Source organism: Petralouisia sp. (assembly GCF_056822245.1).
In genome coordinates, this window is record NZ_JBQIOP010000001.1 from 52,194 (window position 1) to 71,855 (window position 19,662).

Consider the following 19,662-nt stretch of genomic DNA (forward strand, 5'->3'; position numbering starts at 1 on the left):
TCAGATATAGCCGATGCTCAGCTTTTTTTGATAAATTCCGTCCTGCACTTGGGGCAGGTAATGCAGATCTTTCCCTTCCCCCGGGGAACGCGCACCTTCTGTTTACAGGAAGGGCATTTATAAAAGTGATAGATTTTCTTCTGCTCCAGACGCTCTTTTCTCCGGTTCTTTTTTACCGCCAACTGGTACCGCCAGTTTAAAAACTTCTGATTCTCCTGATACCGCTTCTCCACCTGCCTGGACAGCATACGGTAATATTCATACCCCATCAGCCCCAGCGCCAGCACATAAAAAATATTCCAACGGGAAAAAAGAGAAATCAAAAGCAGCGCCATGGAAGCCCCCAGATAAATCTGCCCCAACTGGTCTGCGCCGTACCTTCCTGTCATAAAACGCTGTATTTTCTGTTTCATCTTATCCACTCCTGTATTGTTTATTTTATTTTGTGTAAAGCTTCTTGTTACCGTTATGGTAACGCAGAACCTGTTGGAAGTCAACGGAGTTATTTTCTTTTAAGAATATTTTATAGTTTGTTTATTCCCGGAAGGGATTTCCTGTAAAGCAAAATCCCCGCAGCAAGCTGCGGGGAACCAAGCAGGGCTGTAAGCCGGGTTATGTCTTGGATAATCATCTGTCTAGCCTGACTGTTGCCAGTCAGATCCTGCGACCAACCTGAAGCTGGCGGGCCGCGTCAACGCTTCCATTCGGTCTTGCTTCGGATGGGGTTTACATGTGCCCCGGCTGTTGCCAGCCGGGCGGTAGTCTCTTACACTGCCCTTCCACCCTTACTATTATTGCTAATAGCGGTTCATTTCTGTTGCACTGTCCTTAGAGTCGCCTCCACCGGCCGTTAACCGGCATCCTGCCCTGTGAAGCCCGGACTTTCCTCGCCTGCGGCCTTTCGGCGCCTGCAGCCGCGATTATCCACCCTGCTTGATACGTATCTATCATACAATACTCAGAATATTTTTTCAATACAGAACTATTACTCCGCTGAAAAACTTTTAAAAATTTTTCTCGCGTGAACGGCAATCATAAGCGATGCTGCGCCGGAAAATAAAACCACGGCATATTCAAATCCCCTGCAGACTTCAAACAGGACGCCATAGAGCGCATTGCCCAATGGCTGTGCGCACATGGAGACGGTGAGAATAACTGCAATCACCTTTCCAATTAAATTCGGCGGGGTTTCTGTCTGGATAAAGGACATGCACTGCACCCCAAAAAGCGTTGAACATACCATAATGACAAAACAGCATAGGGTTATAACCGCGTACTTGAGCATTGCAGATGAAAACACTATCAATGAAATGCCAATGGGAAACGCGCATACCGCACAGACAATTAAGAGAGCGCCTGATTTATGAATCGCCAGTTTATTCGCAAAAATACCTGCCCCGATGCCTCCTGCCAATCCGCCTGCCGCCAATGCTCCCTGGGCAAAGCCATACAGCCTGTTTGCCTGTGAAGCTTCTAAATTCAATACCTCCGTTACCAGATACGGAAGCGCCACGATAATCATTGCCGAAAGGAACAAATTAATTCCGCAGATTACAAGAACGGCTTTTCCAATCACAGGCTTTTCCTTCCGGATAAAAAGAATGCTCTCTGCAATGTCAGTTCTGGCTGTTTTCAAAATGCCGCCCTCTGACGCCTGCTTCTGGAATGGAATTTGAATGAAAATTTCCATAACCGCCGACATCAGAAAACACACCATGCAAACCTGCAATACAGGCTTCAAGCCATATGCACTGTATAAAACACCTCCCAGCACGGGGCCTGTCAGAGAGGCAAAGGAACTGATGGTATTGATGATAGAATTTGCCGCCATAAAATTATCCTGATTGGTAAGCGCCGGAATACTTGCCTGCACAGACGGCTGATACGCTCCTGCAATGCCATATAAAAGCATCAGCGTAACCGTCAGAAGAAGAATGAGATTCACTTCATTCATAAGCAGGGAAAAAGCCAGGATAACTGCCGCCGTAAAAAAATCCAGTATCACCATAATATTTCTTTTATTCACCCGGTCTGCCACAATGCCGCCAATGGGCGACAGCAAAATTGCAGGAATAAACGCACAGGCCGTAACCGTTCCGTAAAGTGCGGAGGAGCCTGTCAAATTCAGCAAATACAGCGGCAATGCAAACCTGATTGTTGCATTGCCAAACAAAGAGATAATCTGACCGATAACAACCAATGTAAAATCCTTTGAAAATAGCTTTTCATTCATTTCTTAAATCTCCTTTCAGTACCGCACGTTGGTATGTATAATTTCAAAATATATCTGCCCATTTACAGGGCAGAATTTTATTTCCTGCAGCAGAACCCTGGCAGATAATGTTTTCTATTGCTTGCTTTTTTGATAAATAGATGTAAGCTCCTGCAGTCTCTCTAAGATTTCATCGTCTACAATATCCAGGCCAAAGCCTTGCAGCATCTGTCTGAAAACCATAAATTTACAGTAGGATTCTTCCTCTGTACTGTCAAATATCATAGGATTCATCCAGACATTTGCCGCAAGCAAAATCAGCTCTGCCAATTGCTTGGGATACTCCGTTTGAATGGAGCCGTCTGAAATGCCCTGCTCGATAATCGGCAAAATATAGTTTGGCGCTGCGTTTTCTATGGTATCATGCAAAAGGCTGAACAGCAGTTTCGGATTATTGTGAAAATCCGGAGCCGCAGTAAAAATATCGTTCTGTACCGGCCGGGTGATGGATTCCCGAAAAATTGCCTTTAGCTTCTCGTTCCCGTTAAGGTCAAAGCGGTCACGAATCTCTGCAAGCATCTGATTTGATTCAGATGTTATCCTGTCTATAACGGCAACTAAAATATCTTCCTTGGACTTAAAATGATGGTAGATGGCGCCTTTGCTCAGACCGCCTAAATGAGCAATGATATCCTGAATGGAAGTATGCTCATATCCCTTTTCCATAATTAAGCGGAACGCCACATCCAATATTAAATTGACCGTTTCTTCCGGATGCTTATTTCTCGCCATGATTCCCCGCCTCCTTAATATTACTCCGTATGAAGATTTGTTCTGTGTAATCTACTGCGATATTTAACCGCTGGAGTAATAACATACCGGTAGTATGTATTTATATTATCATACTACCGGTATGTCTGTCAAGATCTCTATTCACACATTTTTGCGGCAATTTTATACATTAAAGCAGCTTCCTCCGATAAATTCCCTTAAAATTGAGTTTTTCTCAATATCTTCACTGGGCACCGGCAGAAAATAATCCAGAAATTTCAAAAGCCGTTTGGCTTCTGTATATTCCGGGAAATTCTTATCAATCTGGAACAGCAGCGGTTCCGCATACTGTTTCAGCACTGCAAGCTCATAAATCAGGGCCGAATTAAACATAATATCCGCTTCCTCCTGGAAGGGAAAAATGTACTGCTCCTCTCCCCGGCGCACAGAATCCCACATGGCAATGGTTTCTTTGGCGGAAATATTCCGGGTTCTGGCGTCTCTTACCATCCGCCGTATCATTCTCCCGTCTGCAGTGGGCAGATTATTGTGCTCGTCAATGCTCAGCTGGGTCAAAGGGCTGATGTAAATTTTCAGTTTGCTGGATTCCGGAAGGGAATAGGACAATTTGCCGTTTAATCCGTGAATTCCCTCTAGCACCAGAATATCATTTTTGCCAAGCTGTTTGACAATTCCTTTATATTCCCGTTTTCCGGTGCGGAAATTATAAGTGGGAAGCTCCACCCGCTCTCCGGCCAGAAGAGCTGACATGTCGTGGTTAAATAATTCAATGTCCAACGCCTCTAAACATTCAAAATTATAATTCCCATTTTCATCTTTGGGAGTATCCACCCGGTTCACATAGTAATCATCCAGTGCGATGGGATGGGGCTTTAAGCCCTGGGCCATCATCTGAATGGACAGGCGGTGGGAAAATGTTGTTTTGCCGGAGGAGGACGGGCCTGCTATCATGATAAATTTCTTATCGGGCAAAGACGCAACCTGTTCTGCCAGCGTTCCGATTTTACGCTCCATCAAAGCCTCCGCCACCAGAATCACATCCCGGATTCTCCCCTGGGCCACTGCGTCATTCAGGGCGCCGATGGTGCCGATTTCCATTTTCTCTCCCCATTCCGCCGATTCTCTCAGTACATGGAATAATTTGTGAGACGGGGAAAATTCTGCCGGCACCCTTGTATTTTTATGCGGAAACATGACAACGAAGCCGTCCTCATAAGGCAGCAGTTCAAAATATTTCAGATAGCCGGTGCTTGGAGCCATATACCCATAAAAATAATCAATATAATGGCCAATGCTGTAAATATTTACTTTTGAGCTTCTCCGGTAGGAGAACAGCCGCTCCTTATCGTGCATGCCGGCATTCCGGAACAATTCCACCGCATCGTCTGTGGAAATGCTTTTCTTCTGAATCGGAATGTTTTCCTCTGCCATGCGCATCATTTCAGCTTTCAGCCTGGCAAGATATTCCCTGTCCGGAATATCTCCTTTTAATTGGCAGTAATACCCCTGGCTGATGGAATGGGCCACTTTCACGGTTACCTGTTTCCCGTCGTCTTTGGCTAAATTATGTACGGCGCGCTGCATCAGAAATGTCACGCTCCTGCGGTACGCCTTCCGGCCCGCCTTATCTCTGGCAGTCACAAAAACCAGCGTTCCGTCTCCCTTCACTGTCTTTCTCAGCTCTCTCAGTCGGTTATTAAACAGCACCAGAAGAATATCGTCTTTATACCGGGACTGATATTCTTCTGCAATTTCCTGATAAGAGGTGCCCTTTAAATAGTTCTTTTTCTCCCCGTTTATCTGAATGCAATATACGGTTTCTTCCATATCTTTTCCCTTCTTACAATATGTCTGCAGACCAGATCGCCAGCCCGCAGACTGGAAACTTTCCTTTACTGATATACAAAGGGCTGCTGCGGAGGTTCTGCAATAATCTGAATCCCCGAAGTTCGCTCTTTTAGGTATTCTTTCATATAGGAAACAAACATTTTTTCCACTCCATAATGCCCGGCGTCTATGATGGCAAGCCCCTGGGCCGCGCTGTCAATGCCCTCGTGATGGTCAATGTCTCCGGTAATAAGCGCCTGGGCGCCTGCCTCAATTGCCTTTCCGATCACGCTTTTTCCGGAACCGGGGCAGACGGCTGCCCGCTTTATTTTCTGATCCGGCCTGCCGTAAATTTTTACCAAATCCACTCCAAAGGCTTCTTTTACTTTCCCGGCGCATTCCGCCACTGTCATTTCACCGGACAACTCCCCCACTGTTCCGATTCCTGCCGGCTCCTGCTCCTGCCAGCAGGTAACGTCAAGCACCTGGCAGTTTTTCAATTCCATCCGCTGCGCCCCAAGCTCAGCCATGCCCTTCACATCAAAGTTGGTATGCATGGCATAACAGGAAATGTCGTTTTTGATTAATGCAATCACTCTCCGGCCGATGAAATCTTCCGAATTAACCCTTTTTAACCCTTTAAATATCATAGGGTGATGGGTCAGCAATAAATCTGCCCCGGCTGCAGCCGCCTGCCAAATGGCTTCGTCTGTGGCGTCCAGCGCAATGTAAATGGTCTTTACCTCTTTCTCATAATCTCCCACCAAAAGTCCCACATTATCCCAACTGCAGGCATAATGCTCCGGCGACTGTTCCTGTAATATTTCTATGATGTTCCGGCAATTCATAGACCTGACTCCTTCCCGGCAAAAAATTCCAATGCCCTTTCAATGTCCATAAGCTCCCGGGACAGCTCTTCTGTCCGGGCTGCCACATTCTGTCTGGCATTGGTTTTCAAATTCTTCTGTATCTTCTGTTTCTGCTTCTGCTGACCCAGCAAATACTGCTTTAGCACAGGATGGCGCTGTTCTAACAGCAGCGGGCCGAACTTACAGGCAATTCTGTGTTCAAATAAGTCCGCTTGCTCTTCTTTTCCTGCGTTTCTCACAGTCCCGTATGCGTCTTTTCCCAGAAATTTTGCAGCCATCATGGGGTAATACTTGCCGTCCTCCAGCACCATATCCTCCGCTGTAATCTGATATCCCTGCTGCAACAGAAATTCCCGAAAAGACGCAATTTCAGACTGGGGCTGCAAAACCAGCTTTTCTGCTGCCGCTGCAGCTTCTTCTCCCTGCATCAGAATCCGCTGCATCAGGGCGCCGCCCATACCTGCAATCACAATAACATCCGCTTCCCTGGGCTTTAACCCCAAACATCCATCTGATAATCTGGCTTCAATTGCCTGTTCCAGTCCATATTGTAAGATATGCTCTCTGGCCTGGCTTAAAGGCCCTTCCCTGATATCCATGGCAATGGCCCTTTGGGCTTTCCCAGCTGCCACCAGATAGACAGGTATGTATCCGTGATCTGTCCCCACGTCTGCCGCCACGCTGCATTCCCCCACAAGCTCTGCTACTGCCTGCAGCCTTTTTGATAACTGTAACATATGCAAACACAAGCTCCTGTTCATTCTTTCCTTAAATTTAATCCAGATAATCCTTCAGTTTCCGGCTTCTGCTTGGATGACGGAGTTTGCGCAGCGCCTTTGCTTCAATCTGGCGAATCCGCTCTCTGGTTACATTAAATTCTTTGCCCACTTCTTCCAGGGTTCTTGCGCGGCCGTCGTCTAATCCAAACCGCAGGCGCAGCACCTTCTGCTCCCGCTCTGTCAGCGTGCCAAGCACCTCCACCAGCTGCTCTTTTAACAGTGTAAATGCCGCCGCATCTGCCGGAACAGGCACATTGTCATCCTGAATAAAGTCGCCCAGATGACTGTCCTCCTCCTCGCCGATGGGAGTTTCCAAAGACACCGGCTCCTGGGAGATCTTCAGAATTTCCCGCACACGGTCCACCGGCATATTCATTTCTTCTGCAATCTCTTCCGGAGAAGGCTCCCGGCCCAATTCCTGCAATAACTGCCTGGACACACGGATTAATTTGTTGATGGTTTCTACCATATGCACCGGAATCCGGATGGTTCTGGCCTGGTCTGCAATGGCCCTGGTAATGGCCTGACGAATCCACCAGGTTGCATAGGTGGAAAACTTATAGCCTTTGCGGTAATCAAACTTTTCCACGGCTTTAATAAGACCCAGATTTCCCTCCTGAATCAAATCTAAAAACAGCATTCCCCGGCCCACATAACGCTTTGCAATGGACACCACCAGACGTAAATTCGCTTCCGCAAGCTGCTTTTTCGCCTCCTGGTCTCCCAGCTCCATCCGTTTGGCCAGTTCAATTTCTTCTTCCGCGCTCAGCAGGGGAACCTTACCGATTTCCTTTAAATACATACGAACAGGATCTTCGATGGAAATTCCATCCGGAACGGAAAGGTCAATGTTTTCAACTTCTACTTCTTCCTCCTCGTCTATGAGGATATCGTCATCGTCATCATCAGAAATCCGCAGTATATCAATGTTATTGGATTCCAGAAAGTCCAGAATTTTCTCAAACTGTTCCGCGTCCAATTCCATGTCATGAAAAAAGTCGTTGATTTCCTGATATTCCAGGACGTTTTTTTTCTTTTTGGCGATGGCTAACAATTCCTGCAGCTTTTCGATAAATTTCACACTTTTTTCTTCCATTTCGTTTCATCCTTCCATTCGTTGTTTATATTTTATCCCTAATCAGTGGAAATATACAGTTTACCATGAGGTGCTTTACCATGAGGAGGGACCCAACAGCTCTCAGCTAAACCTCATCTTCCGCAGCAGCTGCAGATTCTTCTTATCCGCAACCAATTTCTGCAGCCCCTCCAAATCCGCAGGCTCCAAGCGCTTCGACCTCTCATTGATACTGTTTTCCTTCATCCGAATGACTGTATCCTTCAATGCCTTCTCTTTCTCCGCCTGTGTCTCAATCTGGAGAATCCTGGCGTTAAACAGGCCGGCAATCTCCCTCTGCTGCTCTTCTTCCGTAAACATGCTGATAATCCTGGCCGGATTCAGCTCTCCTGCCCGATGCTGGGCAAACACCTCTTCTGCCGCCTGCCGGTACAGCTCTTCTGTAAAATCCTCCGGGCCGATGTAAGGCTCAATCACCTCAAACAGCTCTGGTTTTTCAATCAGCCAGGTGAGCATTAATTTCTGCGACTGTTTTATGCCGTCCTCTTTCTGCCGTTTTTTCTTATCCTGGACGCCGGATTTCAAGGGCTGTCTCTCCCTGCCGAACCCTCCCTGGGTTCCCAGGCGCATCACCAGCCTGCGCAGATTGTCAAACCCTGTCTGGTATTTTTCCGCTACTGCCTCAATATAATTCTCCCGCTCCAGTTCTTCCTCAAATTCCAGGATTTTCCGGGCCACAGCATGATAAAATGCAGTTTTGCCCTCCGGATCTTTCAGATCATAGTCCCGCTCCATGGTCTCTGTCTCAAACATAAAACTGTTCTGGGCCTGCCCGATCCGCTTCTGATATTCTTCGGCTCCCTCTGCCCTTATAAATTCATCCGGATCTTTGTAAGGCTTCATATTGACTATTTTCACGCTGATCCCGGCCTCTTTCAGCATGGGAATTGCCCGCAAAGCCGCTTTGATCCCGGCGCCGTCGCTGTCAAAGGTACAGAACACCTCTTTCGTGTACCGTTTCAGCAGCGCCGCATGGCCCTGGGTAAATGAGGTTCCCAAAGCCGCCACCGCATTGTCAAATCCCGCCTGGTGCAGCGCAATAACATCCATATAGCCCTCACACAGCAAAATCCCCTGTTTTCTGGAAGATCTAGCAATATTTAATCCGTAAAGATTCCGGCTCTTGTCAAAAATCATGGTTTCCGGAGAGTTTACATACTTGGGCTCTCCATCCCCCAGCACCCGGCCGCCGAAGCCGATGACACGGTGATTCACATCCATAATGGGAAACATGACCCGGTTCCAGAACTTATCCCGGCCGCCCCTGCTTTCATCCAGGGTCACCAGTCCGGAATCCTTCAAAATCTCATCCCCATATCCCTGTTTGCGCAGATATTGATAGAGATCGTCGCTGAATTTATTGGAATAGCCCAGTCCGAATTTCTTCATAGTCTCCCCGCTGAGGCCCCGGTCTGCAAAATACTTCATGGCTGTCTGCCCCTGCTCCATCCGCAGCTGGGCATAGAAATATTTGGCGGCCGCCTTATTGATTTCCAAAAGCCTTGCTTTTTTGTCCGCCTCCTGTCTGGCCCGGCCTGACAATTCCTGCCGGGGAAGCTCTATCCCCGCCTTCTGGGCAAGAGTCTCTAAAGCCTCCGGAAATGTGGCGTTCTCATACTGCATCAAAAATGTAATGGCGTTTCCCCCTGCCCCGCAGCCGAAACAGTAATACATCTGTTTGCCCTGAGACACCGAAAAAGAGGGCGTCTTTTCGTTATGAAACGGACAGAGGCCAAAATAAGTGCTGCCTTTTTTCTGCAGACGCACATAACCGGAAATCACATCCACGATATCGTTGGCCGAACGAACCTCTTCAATCAGTTCATCTGAATAATAAGGCATCTCTGCTCCTTTCCATTCATCCATGCGCGCCGTTTTAGCGTACAATATTCCCGGATGAAATCTCTCAGATTAATTAATCTGCCACGCCTTCGGCATAAAATACTCCTCAAATTTTGCTATGGCATAGCGGTCTGTCATTCCTGCAATATAATCACAGACCACCCGCTCCCGTTCTTCTCCCTGTTCCAGCATCAGAAGATACTGTTTGGGAAGGCAGTCGATATGCTTATTATAATAGTAAAACAACCGGTTCAGTAAATCCTTGGCCCGTTCCTCCTCCCCCTTTGCCATTGAATTCCGGTACACATTCTCAAACATAAACTTCCGCAGTCCCTTCATGGCCTGCTCCACATCCTCCGACATGCAGATATCATTCTTCCCCAAACTGTTTGTTATTATATTATGTATCAGGGTATTCAAACGTTTCCGTGTGGTATTGCCCAAAATCTCCCGGTACTCTGCGGGCAGATCCTTCTCAGACAGCACTTTTCCCCGGATTGCATCGTCAATATCATGATTAATATATGCAATTTTATCAGAAAGGCGGACGATTTTTCCCTCCATGGTGGAAGGCATCAGCCTGGTCTGGTGGTTTAAAATCCCGTCCCGCACTTCCCAGGTCAAATTCAGCCCCTCTCCGTTCTTTTCCAGAGTCTCAACAATCCGCACACTCTGCTCGTTGTGTTTAAAACCGCCCTCATAAATGGAATTCAGCATATATTCCCCTGCATGTCCAAAAGGGGTATGTCCCAAATCATGTCCCAGGGCAATAGCCTCCACCAAATCCTCATTCAAACGCAGGGCTTTTGCAATGGTTCTTGCATTCTGGGATACCTCCAGCGTATGCGTCAGCCTGGTGCGGTAATGATCGCCCCGGGGCGTCAGAAAAACCTGTGTCTTATGCTTCAAACGCCGAAAGGATTTGCAGTGAAGAATTCTGTCCCTGTCTCTTTGAAATACCGGCCTGATATCGCATTGGGGCTCCTCTCTGTCCCGTCCTCTGGAATTCTCGCTGAGCGTGGCAAAAGGACTTAAATAGGTCCGTTCCAACAACTCCATATTCTCTCTAATGAGCATTCCCATCACCTCTATAATGATATATTCCGCACAAATTCTCCATTTCCTTTATTTTTTCGCAAAAAACCGCAGAATTTTACAAAACTGCCCAAAACTGTTCCGAAAAATAAAACACATGAAAATTTGACGGTGATATACCTCCATAAGCGGGAACGTTCTGCCTGTGCACTGGAAATTTTAAAAACAGGAAAAGAGCTATTGCTATTTGCAACAGCTCTTTCTTTGCGTGCAGGAGATGGGACTTGAACCCACACGATATTGCTACCACAGGCACCTGAAGCCTGCGCGTCTGCCAATTCCGCCACTCCTGCGCAACACTGACAATAGCTATTATATATACTAAGGGGAAATTTGTCAACACTTTTTTTTAAATTTTTCAAAAAATTTAAAAAACATAGTTACTGTTCACACAGGACTTTGCATTTACTGCAAAGTCCGTAAGAAAATGACTCAGTGGCGAGTAAATCCCATTCGCAAAGCGAATTTTAAATGGATTTGCGAAGGTTACTGTGAACTGAGTGAACAGTAACAAAACATATTATTCAAACGGATACGTCATTCCCCACTGGCTGCGCACAGACGTCAGCGTTTCCATCACATCGCGGACCATCTGAAAGTTATCCGCTCCGCTCCGGGCTCTGATATAATCCTGCATATCCTGCACTTCATACTGCAGCGCCAGTTCTGATTTTCCCTCCTCAATCACTTCTGTCCGCCCGTCCTGGGTATAGGTTATCACTGCCTTCTCTGCCCTTGGGTAATTGTCGATTTCGATGTATCCCTTCTCGCCTGCGATTACGCCCCGCTTGGGCTGCTTGGCGCGCATGGTAAGAGCCATAACCGCCAGCTCCCCATCCGGGTTTTTCAGCAAAATGCCGCTGCTTTCATCTACGCCGGTTTCAAAATAGTTAGCGGTGGTGAGAACCGTATTGGGTTTGCTTTTCATAAAATATCTTGCAAAAGAAACTGCATAGACGCCGATATCCAACAGCGCCCCGCCGGCCAGTTCTTTGGAAAAGAAACGGTTATTCCTGTCATATTCCTTGCAACTTCCGAAATTCACCTGCACCATTTTAACGCTGCCGATAACGCCCTCCTCAATCATCCGGCTCAGTTTTTTATACAGCGGCATATGAAAAAGCGTTGTGCCGTCACAGATGACAAGTCCTTTTTCTTCTGCGATTGCGGCGCATTCCTCCAACTGCCTGCTGTTTACCGTGATGGACTTTTCACAGAAAACATGCTTTCCTGCCTCTAAAGACCGTTTGAGCCACTGGTAATGGGAATTATGGGGCGTTGCAATGTAGACAATGTCTATATTTTCATCCGCCAGCATTTCTTCTGCGCTGCCGTATGAGTGAACTGCGCCCAGTTCCTGCGCGTATTTTTCTGCTTTTTCCAGGCTTGTGCCGCATACGGCGTAGATTTCGCCGTTTACGGACTTAAGGGCCTGCCCCATATCATGGGCGATCCATCCGGTTCCTAATATTCCCCAGTTAAATTTCTGCATTGGTTTTCCTCCTGATTTCTTTACGCCTGAAGCCAGGCTGCTCTGATTTTATGATTTCCATTCCGTCTGACCCTGCTATAATGGCTTTTGACGCAATACGGTAAAACAGGGAATGCCCTGTCAGCCCCGGCACCTGATCTAATTTCAGCGACAATTCTCCTATATTTTCTACCGAAGAAAATTTTGCTTCCAGCAAGTAATTTCCGTAATCGCTGACAAGGACGCCGGCCTTTTGGGCAGACCTGCGCTCCGTCACGACTGCTCCCATTTGTTCCAGACATTTTTTTACACAGGCATATGCCGGCGGAAGAACTTCCACGGTAACCGGATAAGAAAAAGTCAGTGTTTCATGATATTTTCCTTCATCCGCCAGCAGCACATACTCTTTTGCCATACAGGCGGCTATTTTCTCCTGGGTATGGATTCCGCCGCAGCTTTTCAGCGCATTCAGTTCTGCGTCCAGCTCGTCGCACCCGTCAAAAGCAAGGTCTGTTTCTTCTGTCAGTTCCAGGGGAAGAACGGGAATGTGATGCTGAATACAGAGCCTTAAGGTATCCCGGGACGGCGTTACCGCCTGAATGCGTCTCTGATGCTTCTCGATTTCTTCTATTAAAAGGGCTACCGTACTGCCGCCGCCTAATCCCACAATCATACCGTTTTCTATCATTTCAAGGGCCTTTTGCGCACATTTTTTCTTCATATAGAATCTCCTTCTTTGAGCGGTTTTTTCAAAAATGCCAGAATCAGGCAGCCAACCACGGAACCTGCCAGAATGGCCAGCGCATACAGCAGAGGATTTCCGATGGTGGGCAGTACGAAGATTCCCCCGTGGGGCGCACGGAGCGTACAGCCAAACAGCATGGACAGTCCTCCTGCTGTGGCAGAACCTATGATACAGGAGGGAAGCACCCGGATTGGGTCATTTGCTGCAAAAGGTATGGCCCCCTCTGAGATAAACGAAAGTCCCAGCAGATAATTCACCAGACCGGATTCCCGTTCCTTCTGTGTAAAACGGTTCTTGAAAAATGTGGTGCACAATGCAATTACCAAAGGCGGAATCATGCCTCCGGCCATAACTGCAGCCATAATTTCAAAATTCCCCTCCGCCAGCTGGGAGGTACCGAATACATAAGAAGTCTTATTCACCGGGCCGCCCATGTCAACGGACTGCATACCTGCCACCACGATACCAAGGAGCACTTTGCTGGTTCCGTTCATGCTGTTTAACGCATTTGTCAGCGCATCATTAATCATTCCCATCAGCGGATTAATCAGCGTCGTAACCACAGAACCGGATAAAATGCCAATTACAGGATAAATAATCATCGGACGTACGCTGTTCAGCGACTGGGGCAGCTTTGACGTCAGTTTTTTAAGCAGCAGCACCAGATATCCCGCCGCGAAGCCTGCAAACAGCGCCCCTAAGAATCCCGCATTCACCTCTCCGCCAGCCGGATTCAGGAAGGTTGAGCCGCTTTTTGCCACAAGCCCTGCCACAAAGCCTACTGCAAGCCCCGGCCGGTCTGCAATGCTCATTGCAATGTATCCGGATAATACCGGAAGCATCATGCCGAAGGAAAATTCCCCAATGGTTTTCAGATAAGCCGCCAGCGGCGTGTTTTTTCCAAAATTCGCCGGATCAATGCTGTAATCGTCAAACAAAAACGCCAGGGCAATCAATATGCCGCCGCCAATCACAAAGGGAAGCATATGAGATACGCCGTTCATCAGATTCTTATAAATCTGACGTCCCATACTTTCAGATTCCCCGGCTTCGCTTTCTGCCTGGGCAGCGCCGGTATGGCGGTAAATGGGAACGCTTCCGCTGACTGCATGGGAGATCAGCTCCTCTGCCTTATGTATGCCGTCCGCCACTTTTGTGATAAGAACCGGTTTTCCGTCAAACCTTGCCAGATCCACGTTCTTATCAGCCGCTATGATAATGCATTCTGCATGAGCAATATCTTCCGGCGTCAGCACGTTCTTGGCCCCGTCCGCTCCCTGAGTCTCAACCTTGATGGAAATATTCATCTGCTTCCCTTTCATCTCCAGGCTTTCCGCTGCCATAAACGTATGGGCAATGCCTGTGGGACATGCGGTGATTGCCAGTACCCGGTATCCGCTTCCGGGCTGCTCTAAAGCTTTCTTTGCTTTCTTTCCGTCCAGTTCGTCCTCCTTCTCATCAATCATTCTCACAAACTGTTCCGGTGTTTCCGCCTTTACCAGAGCGTCCTTGAACTCTGTATCCATCAGAATCGTTGAGAGCTTTGCAAGAGCTTCTAAATGCACGTTTGCTCCGGTTTCCGGCGCGGCAATCATAAAAATCAATTCTGCCGGTTCTCCGTCCAGGGATTCATAGTCCACCCCTCCTTTGATTACTGCAGCCGCCAGTCCCGCCCGTTTTACCGCAGCGCATTTGGCATGGGGAATGGCAATTCCTTCCCCGATTCCTGTGGTTCCCTCCTCTTCTCTTGCCAGAACCCCCTGCCTGTAGGCTTCTCTGTCATTTAAGTTCCCTGATTTCTCCATCAGCCGGGTCATGCAGTCGATGGCTTCTGCCTTCGACGAAGGACTTGCATTTACATCAATCGCATTCAGGCTGAGCAAGTCACTGATCCTCATACTTATTTCCTCCTCAATCCACATTATTTTTACAGCTGATCTGTCCGGTTATCTGCTGCGTAAATTATTTTCGTATTTTTTTATATCGCGATATTTATTTTTGTATATTTAGTATATCACGTAATTAATTATTGTCAATTACATTCATTACGAAAATTATTTTTCTACAGATTTAATAAATATGTGGATGATATTTCGGAATTCAAGGGTACTTTTACAGCATATTGCATAAAACCCCAAAATTTGGACATAAAAAACTGCCGGAAAACAATCTTTTCGTGCATGTTCCGACAGCCCAGGCTTTTAGAAAACTAAAGCTTTTCATCCGCAATCAGGTTTTCACAATAATTGATGCAGTCATAACTCCGTTTCTCCCCTACAGTCAGAAACAGGTACAAAACTTCCATTACCGTCATGGCCGATACTCTGGAAAAACAGATTTCATTTAGAAACAGTTTCTCCCTGGTTGCAGTCTGAATATGATAATCTGCGCTGTTTGCAACAGTGGAATTGGGATTATTTGTGATTCCTACCGTTACCACGCCGCGTTTTTTCGCCTCCCGCACCATTTTTACCACCTGTCTGGATTCCCCCGAATTGGATATGGCAATCATCATATCATCTCTGCCCAGTGACAGGGAAAATGCCAGCTGCGTTTCCCAGATTGTACCTGCCACAGCCCGGATGCCGATTTCATTAAATTTAAAGCAGCCGTCCAGGGCAACGGGTATGGTGTTCCCAACAGCCACAAACTGGACAACTCCCGCCTGTTTGATATGATCCAGAATTGTATTCAGCTGCTTTTCGTCCATCAGAGATATGGTCTGGCGGATTTCGTCTATTTTATTTGCCAGGATATTCTGCAGCGACTGCCCGATATCCTCTCTTGAAATATGGTTCGAAACAGGCGTTTCCAGTCCGCTGTCTACAATTTCCTTTGCAAGCTGGATTTTAAGCTGGTGAAACCCTTCCACGTCGCATTTATGACAGAAGCGTGAAACAGTGGCAACGCTTGTCCCGCAGGATTTGGCCAGTTCCCCGATGGTCATGTTGACGGCTTCTGTATGATTCTGGATGATGAAATTTGCGATTTTTTTTTCCTGTTCAAAAAAATTGTCATATAAAATATGAATCGTGTCCAGCACGGACTTTTGCTTTTCCATGGCTTTTCTCCTTTACGAAAATAAGTTTCACAGCTTTATGATATAAGAAATCAGCGACAGTCAATGTTCCTTCAACTGATGCCGCCTGTTTCAACAGCCGCTTTTCATTTTTTCAAACAACTGCCATAAATTACATCCAATATCCCTGACTAATTCTTCCTCACTGTTTGCAAAACATTTTGCTCTTTGTATAGCCATATCTACATTGGGCAGATAGTTCTCTTTAAAGTGAATTCCCTTTTTCCCATGATGAGCTTTCTTTGAAACTTCCCCGCTGACAAAAGTATGATGATCCGAGATTTTTTTATTTTCCCGGATTTTTTCTATTTCGTCCGCATACTCCTTTTCCACGTCTGATAAATGCAGTAAAAGCCAAAACTCAAAACACGGATTGGCAACGTAACATTTGTATTGCTTTTCCTTGCAATATTCCATAAGCTCTAACATATCAGCTTCTGAATGTGCCTCTTTATCTCTGTCAATCAGTATGCAAAATTCATCTAATTCATGTCTATATTCATGCAAATATTTTCGATAGTTAATGTTATAGCCTATTTTCATTAAATCCGTTTCAAAAGCATTTCTCTTCCTTCTCGGTATCTTTTGCGGATCATCCAGGTATTTTTCAACAAATTCGTCGCCGTATTTTTCTATAAATTGTTCCGGAATATCTTCTATCAAATTTTCCCTTCCCAATGCACGCAGACTAAGATATTCTTCCAATAATTCGACTACCTGCAAAGGCGCGCTGTTTGTATCTTTCCTGCTTCTTCCCAGAACCTTTACATCAATTCTCCCACTCATGCCCAGATGTGCACGATTATCAGAAACGCCCCGTAAATATTCCATCTCTGTTCTATTCCCTTCAACAGAAATAAAAAAGATTTTCTCCAGTTCCTCCTTCTCTTCCTCTGACTCCCGTTCAAATACCGAAGATGACAGGCGGTATTTATTCCTCATACATTCCCTCCAAATCCAGTTCCTCTTTAAACACAGGAATTGCGCCATACCTTCCCAGCAAATATTCCTTATCAATTTTCTTGTCAAATCTTGCCCGGAATTTATTCAGCGAATAAACCTTCGAACTGTGGTTATCCTGCCGTTCCACAAACCAGATTTCATCCTGCCGTACCAAATCCAGATCCAGCAAATTAGAATCATGGGTGGTTGCAATCATCTGACACCTTTTCTCCCCTTTCAGGGCATAAAACAATTTCAAAAACTGCTGTGTGACTTTCGTATGGAGACTTCTGTCTATCTCATCGATCAAAAACACACTGTCTTCCCATCTTTCATAAAAAAGAGGAATCAAATCAAACAGCCTTTTCGTTCCGTCCGATTCATCCTCATACTCAAACAGTTCTTCCAGATTACCATGATTTATAAGCATTTTATTATAAATTATATTTCCTTCCTCATTTCTACGCAGAAAATACACATTTCGATTGATTTTAATCATGTAAGGCCGCTCATTCACTTTATTTGACAGTTCAATTCTGATTTCCTCTCTTTTTTCTTCCGGCATATTTTCCAGAATTTTCTCAAAATCCATCTCCTGCTGCTGACCTTCTATTGATTCTATCCCTGTGTCAAAAAAAGAGATCAAATCTGAAAAAAGCTCTCTTGTATTTTCATTGGAAGCAATCTCATTAATTTTTTTATACTTTGAATTAGGAAATAAAACAATCATGCGCTTAAACCATTTCTGCACTTCTGTAATTTCTGCAAATATTCCTGCCGGCTCTTTTCCCCTGTCCGCAAGATCACTTAAAATTGTTTTCCTCCGAAAAGCATCCGAAATATTCTGATCAAAATCCTCAAGATAGACCTTCATCCTCATACTTTCTTCAGTTTTCGCATGAAACGCCTCCGTGCTGGTGAGGCTGTTTCCTTTTTCATCCACCTCACGGTTAAAAATACAAATTTCTTTTCCGCTGGCTTCCACCCTGACAAGCCATTCCGATAATACTTCTCTTTTCATATAGGAAATAACCAGGCCATAAGAATATTCTATTCCATTTACATCTATTCTGTATTCGAATACTCCCGGCCTTCCATACATTTCCTTTTCAATCCGAAAATACTTTTTTTCCAGATTCACTTTGTCAAGTCCATATAAAATAATTTCTCTCGAAAAACCCACAGCTTCTATCAAATTACTCTTTCCGCTGGCGTTCGCGCCAAAAATCAAAGCGCTCTTTAAGATCTTCCGATTCCCGGCCAATGACACATGTTCTTTATGTCTGGTTACTTTACCTGCCAACAATGAAATATGCTGCGGCTCATAAAAAGATTTGTAATTACTTACAGAAAAACCAATTAACATACCCGTACCTGCCTTTCGCAACTCCCATTTTATTATATTGTGATTTTTTCACTATGTCAATTGTATTATTCTTCTATTTTTACAAATATAGTATTTATATTGTGATTTTTACACTTTGCAAACCAGATAAGAATACAAAATGCCACTTAGACAGACCCCCGCTTCCTGTTTTTCAAAGAAAAATCCATATTTGCCATTTCCCTCCATCTGTTATAAAATCAACATGTACTATTTTTAACCAGAAAAGGAGAACTCAAATGAACAATTGTATTGCAGCTCAGTCCGGCGGCCCCACCGCCGCCATTAACGCCAGTCTTGCCGGGGTCATCCAGGGCGTCCTTGACCGTCCGGAATACGATCATATCTACGGCTCCCTCAACGGAATCACCGGAATCTTAGAAGAGCGTTTTCTGGATTTGACCGAAACCTTTCAGGAAGCAGACAACCTGGAGCTTTTAAAAGTAACTCCTGCCATGTATCTGGGCTCCTGCCGCTATAAACTGCCCAATCCAGAAGATGACCCTGCTGTTTATGAAACCATCTTCCGTTTTTTTGAAAAAATGGAAATCACTGCCTTTTTCTATATCGGCGGAAACGATTCCATGGACACCGTGGATAAACTGTCCGCATACGCAGCCAGGGTTCAGAGCCAGGTTTGCATCATCGGCATTCCCAAAACCATTGACAATGATCTGTGCGTCACCGATCACACCCCGGGATTTGGTTCTGCCGCAAAATATGTGGCCTCTTCCCTTCTGGAAATTTATCACGATACCGCCATTTATGCTCCCAAAAGCGTAACGATTGTGGAAATCATGGGAAGAGACGCCGGATGGCTCACTGCAGCCTCCGCACTGGCCCGCAATGAATACTGCACGGCGCCTCATCTGATTTACCTGCCGGAGGCAGCCTTTGACAAAGAAGCCTTTCTGAAAGACGTGGGAAGCCTTCTGGAAACACGCAGCAATGTAATCGTGGCCGTCTCTGAAGGAATCCGCGACAAAGAAGGCAATTACATCAGCGCTTCCACCGGCTCTGCAGACAATTTCGGACACAGCCAGTTAAGCGGCGCAGGCAAAACACTGGAATATCTGGTGCAGGAGCGTCTGAATGTAAAAGTGCGCTCCATTGAGCTGAATATCCTTCAGCGGTGCGGCGCCCATATAGCTTCCCTCACAGATCTGGAAGAATCCTTCTGCCAGGGACAGCAGGGCGTTTCTCTGGCTGCGCAGGGCATAACCGGCCAAATGGTAATTATTCAGCGCACAGGCAATGAGCCTTACCAGGTTTCCTATGGCTCCTCACCGGTATGTGACATCGCCAACCAGGTAAAATCCGTTCCTAAAGCATACATCAACGCTGCCGGAAACGACGTGACCCCGGAAATTCTTTCCTACCTGCGGCCGCTGATTCAGGGACAGCCCAAGCTGGCCTTTGACCAGGGAATTCCCCGCTATCTTCCTGTGCCGCATTTATATGCTTAGCTTGTCGTGCGACAGCCCCTAATT

Annotated in this window: 16 protein-coding genes, 1 tRNA gene and 1 other RNA gene; 1 reads left to right on the top strand and 17 read right to left on the bottom strand. The window is 46.1% G+C overall.

Features of this window, described 5'->3' with window-relative positions:
- Positions 1-17: 17 nt before the first annotated feature.
- From ACTO17_RS00225 to ACTO17_RS00305, 17 genes are all read right to left on the bottom strand, one after another.
- Positions 18-413, bottom strand: coding sequence for a hypothetical protein (locus tag ACTO17_RS00225; RefSeq protein WP_172538315.1), 396 nt, complete (start codon positions 411-413; stop codon positions 18-20).
- A gap of 174 nt (positions 414-587) precedes the next feature.
- Positions 588-936: RNase P RNA component class A (gene rnpB, locus ACTO17_RS00230), an RNA gene on the bottom strand.
- Between the two features lie 49 nt (positions 937-985).
- The gene (locus tag ACTO17_RS00235; RefSeq protein WP_482556460.1) at positions 986-2,233 is read right to left on the bottom strand and encodes an MFS transporter; all 1,248 of its coding nucleotides are present in this window, start codon (positions 2,231-2,233) and stop codon (positions 986-988) included.
- Positions 2,234-2,347: 114 nt separating this feature from the next.
- Positions 2,348-3,004 carry a TetR/AcrR family transcriptional regulator gene (locus ACTO17_RS00240; RefSeq protein ID WP_482556461.1) on the bottom strand — a complete coding sequence of 219 codons (657 nt, stop codon included), beginning with the start codon at positions 3,002-3,004 and terminating at the stop codon, positions 2,348-2,350.
- Between the two features lie 162 nt (positions 3,005-3,166).
- Positions 3,167-4,831: a uridine kinase family protein gene (locus ACTO17_RS00245; protein ID WP_482556462.1), complete on the bottom strand. Its 1,665-nt coding sequence runs from the start codon at positions 4,829-4,831 to the stop codon at positions 3,167-3,169.
- 65 nt (positions 4,832-4,896) lie between these two features.
- Positions 4,897-5,679: a Nif3-like dinuclear metal center hexameric protein gene (locus ACTO17_RS00250; RefSeq protein ID WP_172536666.1), complete on the bottom strand. Its 783-nt coding sequence runs from the start codon at positions 5,677-5,679 to the stop codon at positions 4,897-4,899.
- Positions 5,676-6,437, bottom strand: a complete 762-nt coding sequence (locus ACTO17_RS00255) for a class I SAM-dependent methyltransferase (RefSeq protein WP_482556463.1) — start codon at positions 6,435-6,437, stop codon at positions 5,676-5,678. The genes ACTO17_RS00250 and ACTO17_RS00255 overlap by 4 nt, the downstream gene beginning before the upstream one ends.
- 37 nt (positions 6,438-6,474) lie before the next feature.
- The gene (rpoD, locus tag ACTO17_RS00260) at positions 6,475-7,575 is read right to left on the bottom strand and encodes an RNA polymerase sigma factor RpoD (protein WP_172536664.1); all 1,101 of its coding nucleotides are present in this window, start codon (positions 7,573-7,575) and stop codon (positions 6,475-6,477) included.
- Positions 7,576-7,677: 102 nt separating this feature from the next.
- The gene (gene dnaG, locus ACTO17_RS00265) at positions 7,678-9,456 is read right to left on the bottom strand and encodes a DNA primase (protein ID WP_482556464.1); all 1,779 of its coding nucleotides are present in this window, start codon (positions 9,454-9,456) and stop codon (positions 7,678-7,680) included.
- A 69-nt stretch (positions 9,457-9,525) separates the two neighbouring features.
- A complete protein-coding gene (locus ACTO17_RS00270; protein ID WP_172539348.1) occupies positions 9,526-10,533 on the bottom strand; it encodes a deoxyguanosinetriphosphate triphosphohydrolase in 1,008 nt (335 codons plus the stop codon).
- 227 nt (positions 10,534-10,760) lie between these two features.
- A tRNA-Leu gene (locus ACTO17_RS00275) sits at positions 10,761-10,844 on the bottom strand.
- A 227-nt stretch (positions 10,845-11,071) separates the two neighbouring features.
- Complete coding sequence (locus ACTO17_RS00280; protein WP_172539347.1) at positions 11,072-12,043, bottom strand: Gfo/Idh/MocA family protein; 972 nt, start codon at positions 12,041-12,043, stop codon at positions 11,072-11,074.
- Entirely contained in the window at positions 12,030-12,743 is a 714-nt protein-coding gene (rpiA, locus tag ACTO17_RS00285) for a ribose 5-phosphate isomerase A (RefSeq protein WP_482556465.1), read from the bottom strand. The genes ACTO17_RS00280 and rpiA overlap by 14 nt, the downstream gene beginning before the upstream one ends.
- Positions 12,740-14,665 carry a PTS fructose transporter subunit IIABC gene (locus ACTO17_RS00290; RefSeq protein WP_482556466.1) on the bottom strand — a complete coding sequence of 642 codons (1,926 nt, stop codon included), beginning with the start codon at positions 14,663-14,665 and terminating at the stop codon, positions 12,740-12,742. Before ACTO17_RS00290 ends, rpiA begins: the two co-directional genes overlap by 4 nt.
- A gap of 311 nt (positions 14,666-14,976) precedes the next feature.
- Positions 14,977-15,828 carry a MurR/RpiR family transcriptional regulator gene (locus ACTO17_RS00295; protein WP_172539344.1) on the bottom strand — a complete coding sequence of 284 codons (852 nt, stop codon included), beginning with the start codon at positions 15,826-15,828 and terminating at the stop codon, positions 14,977-14,979.
- Positions 15,829-15,918: 90 nt separating this feature from the next.
- Positions 15,919-16,788, bottom strand: coding sequence for an RloB family protein (locus ACTO17_RS00300; RefSeq protein WP_482556467.1), 870 nt, complete (start codon positions 16,786-16,788; stop codon positions 15,919-15,921).
- Entirely contained in the window at positions 16,778-18,154 is a 1,377-nt protein-coding gene (locus ACTO17_RS00305; RefSeq protein WP_172539342.1) for an AAA family ATPase, read from the bottom strand. The genes ACTO17_RS00300 and ACTO17_RS00305 overlap by 11 nt, the downstream gene beginning before the upstream one ends.
- Before the next feature lie 257 nt (positions 18,155-18,411).
- Between ACTO17_RS00305 and ACTO17_RS00310 the strand changes: the two genes are divergently transcribed.
- Complete coding sequence (locus ACTO17_RS00310) at positions 18,412-19,638, top strand: 6-phosphofructokinase (RefSeq protein ID WP_482556468.1); 1,227 nt, start codon at positions 18,412-18,414, stop codon at positions 19,636-19,638.
- Positions 19,639-19,662 lie beyond the last annotated feature (24 nt).

Excerpts from the sequence above, each read along its gene's own strand:
- ACTO17_RS00225 (WP_172538315.1), bottom strand. The coding sequence starts at position 413 with ATGAAACAGAAAATACAGCGTTTTATGACAGGAAGGTACGGCGCAGAC.
- ACTO17_RS00235 (WP_482556460.1), bottom strand. The coding sequence starts at position 2,233 with ATGAATGAAAAGCTATTTTCAAAGGATTTTACATTGGTTGTTATCGGT.
- ACTO17_RS00240 (WP_482556461.1), bottom strand. The coding sequence starts at position 3,004 with ATGGCGAGAAATAAGCATCCGGAAGAAACGGTCAATTTAATATTGGAT.
- ACTO17_RS00245 (WP_482556462.1), bottom strand. The coding sequence starts at position 4,831 with ATGGAAGAAACCGTATATTGCATTCAGATAAACGGGGAGAAAAAGAAC.
- ACTO17_RS00250 (WP_172536666.1), bottom strand. The coding sequence starts at position 5,679 with ATGAATTGCCGGAACATCATAGAAATATTACAGGAACAGTCGCCGGAG.
- ACTO17_RS00255 (WP_482556463.1), bottom strand. The coding sequence starts at position 6,437 with ATGTTACAGTTATCAAAAAGGCTGCAGGCAGTAGCAGAGCTTGTGGGG.
- rpoD (WP_172536664.1), bottom strand. The coding sequence starts at position 7,575 with ATGGAAGAAAAAAGTGTGAAATTTATCGAAAAGCTGCAGGAATTGTTA.
- dnaG (WP_482556464.1), bottom strand. The coding sequence starts at position 9,456 with ATGCCTTATTATTCAGATGAACTGATTGAAGAGGTTCGTTCGGCCAAC.
- ACTO17_RS00270 (WP_172539348.1), bottom strand. The coding sequence starts at position 10,533 with ATGCTCATTAGAGAGAATATGGAGTTGTTGGAACGGACCTATTTAAGT.
- ACTO17_RS00280 (WP_172539347.1), bottom strand. The coding sequence starts at position 12,043 with ATGCAGAAATTTAACTGGGGAATATTAGGAACCGGATGGATCGCCCAT.
- rpiA (WP_482556465.1), bottom strand. The coding sequence starts at position 12,743 with ATGAAGAAAAAATGTGCGCAAAAGGCCCTTGAAATGATAGAAAACGGT.
- ACTO17_RS00290 (WP_482556466.1), bottom strand. The coding sequence starts at position 14,665 with ATGAGGATCAGTGACTTGCTCAGCCTGAATGCGATTGATGTAAATGCA.
- ACTO17_RS00295 (WP_172539344.1), bottom strand. The coding sequence starts at position 15,828 with ATGGAAAAGCAAAAGTCCGTGCTGGACACGATTCATATTTTATATGAC.
- ACTO17_RS00300 (WP_482556467.1), bottom strand. The coding sequence starts at position 16,788 with ATGAGGAATAAATACCGCCTGTCATCTTCGGTATTTGAACGGGAGTCA.
- ACTO17_RS00305 (WP_172539342.1), bottom strand. The coding sequence starts at position 18,154 with ATGTTAATTGGTTTTTCTGTAAGTAATTACAAATCTTTTTATGAGCCG.
- ACTO17_RS00310 (WP_482556468.1), top strand. The coding sequence starts at position 18,412 with ATGAACAATTGTATTGCAGCTCAGTCCGGCGGCCCCACCGCCGCCATT.